Below are 1,585 nucleotides of genomic sequence, written 5' to 3'. Positions count from 1 at the left end.
GTCAACTCCCGTGCCACCGAAGGGCCCGGCAGGGATGGCCGAGCCACCGGAGGACCTGGGCAGAGCCGCCGCAGCGTCCCCTCCACCGGAGGACACCGGCAGAACCGCCGCATCGCCGACGGCCCCCGCGTCACCGACAAGCCCAGGCAGAGCCGCCGCAGCGCCCCCTCCACCGGAGGACACCGGCAGAGCCCGCGCATGCGGCACCACATACCCGATCAGGCGCCGATGCCCACCCTGCTCCACGACACGTGCCGCTGCCGCCGCCACCCCCGGGTGGCGGGCCAACGCCGCTTCCACCTCGCCGAGTTCGATGCGGAAGCCGCGTACCTTGACCTGATCGTCACCCCTGCCCAGGTAGACGAGGTCGCCGTCGGCCGTCCACCGGACCAGGTCCCCGGTGCGGTACATGCGGCTGCCCGCCGGGCCGAACGGGTCGGGCAGGAACCGGGCGGCCGTCAGGCCGGGGCGGCGCAGGTAGCCGCGCGCGACGCCGGTTCCGGCGAGGAACAGTTCGCCGGGCGCGCCCACCGGCACCGGCCGCATCCGCTCGTCCAGGACATAGGCGCGGGTGCCGCCGACCGGTCGGCCGATCGGCGGGTCGCGGTCGGGGTCGGCCGGGTCGCAGGTGAAGGCGGTGGCGTAGACGGTGGCCTCGGTGGGCCCGTAGATGTTGCGCACCTCGCTGCCGGCCACGGCCTCGCGGACCCGGCCGACGGTCCTGGCGGGCAGCCCCTCCCCCGCGAGGACGACGGTGTCCGCGCTGACGTGGACGGCGTCCTCGGCGAGCAGCCGGTCAAGGGCGGAGGGCACCGCGCTGAGCAGTCCGGCCCGCCAGGGCCCGGCCCGTTCGGCGAGGGCCAGCAGATCGCGGACGATCTCCACGCAGCCGCCGGAGAGCAGCGGCGAGAAGATCTCGAAGACCGACACGTCGAAGTTGAGCGAGGTGGACGCCACCACGTGCTCAAGGCCACGCCCGGTGAACTCGGCCGCCGCCCAGTCGGTCAGGGCGCGCACGGACGCGTGGCTGACGACCACTCCCTTGGGGCGGCCCGTCGAGCCTGAGGTGTGGATGACGTAGGCCGGGTGCGCGGGCAGCAGGGTCGTGTGACGTTCGGCGTCATCGACGGGGGTGTCCGGCAGGTCGGCGCCGGGCTCCTGGTCGAGGAAGATCCGGGTGTACGGCCCGTCCGGCAGCCGGCCCGCGGTCTCGGACGCGGTGATCACGGCGTCCGGCCGTACGTCCTCGAAGAGGAACGCGACGCGCTCGGCGGGGTACTGCGGGTCGACCGGCAGGTATCCGGCGCCGCTCTTCAGCACCGCGAGGAGCGCCACGACCAGGTCGGCGTCGCGCGGCAGGCAGAGCGCGACGAAGCCCTCGGGTCCGGCTCCGGCGGCGATGAGCAGCCGGGCCAGCCTGTTGGAGCGGGCGTCGAGTTCGCGGTAGCTGAGGCAGCTGTCGGCGTGGCGGACGGCCGGGGCGTCGGGAGTGCGCGCGGCCTGCCGACGGAACGCCTCGGGCAGGGTGTCGTACGGCGCCTCGGGCACGGGGGCGTGCGGAGACTCGGCCACCCGCCCCCCGAAC

At 75.0% G+C, this 1,585-nt stretch carries 1 protein-coding gene; it reads right to left on the bottom strand.

Going from position 1 to position 1,585, the window contains the following annotated elements:
- On the bottom strand, positions 1–1,572 hold a 1,572-nt coding region (locus GKQ77_RS32575; RefSeq protein WP_308117855.1), incomplete at its 3' end, for a non-ribosomal peptide synthetase.
- Positions 1,573–1,585 lie beyond the last annotated feature (13 nt).

The organism is Streptomyces anatolicus (assembly GCF_019400875.1).
Classification (GTDB): domain Bacteria; phylum Actinomycetota; class Actinomycetes; order Streptomycetales; family Streptomycetaceae; genus Streptomyces; species Streptomyces anatolicus.
The sequence above is the reverse complement of the archived record's forward strand: the minus strand, read 5'-3'. Positions and strand labels throughout refer to the sequence as shown.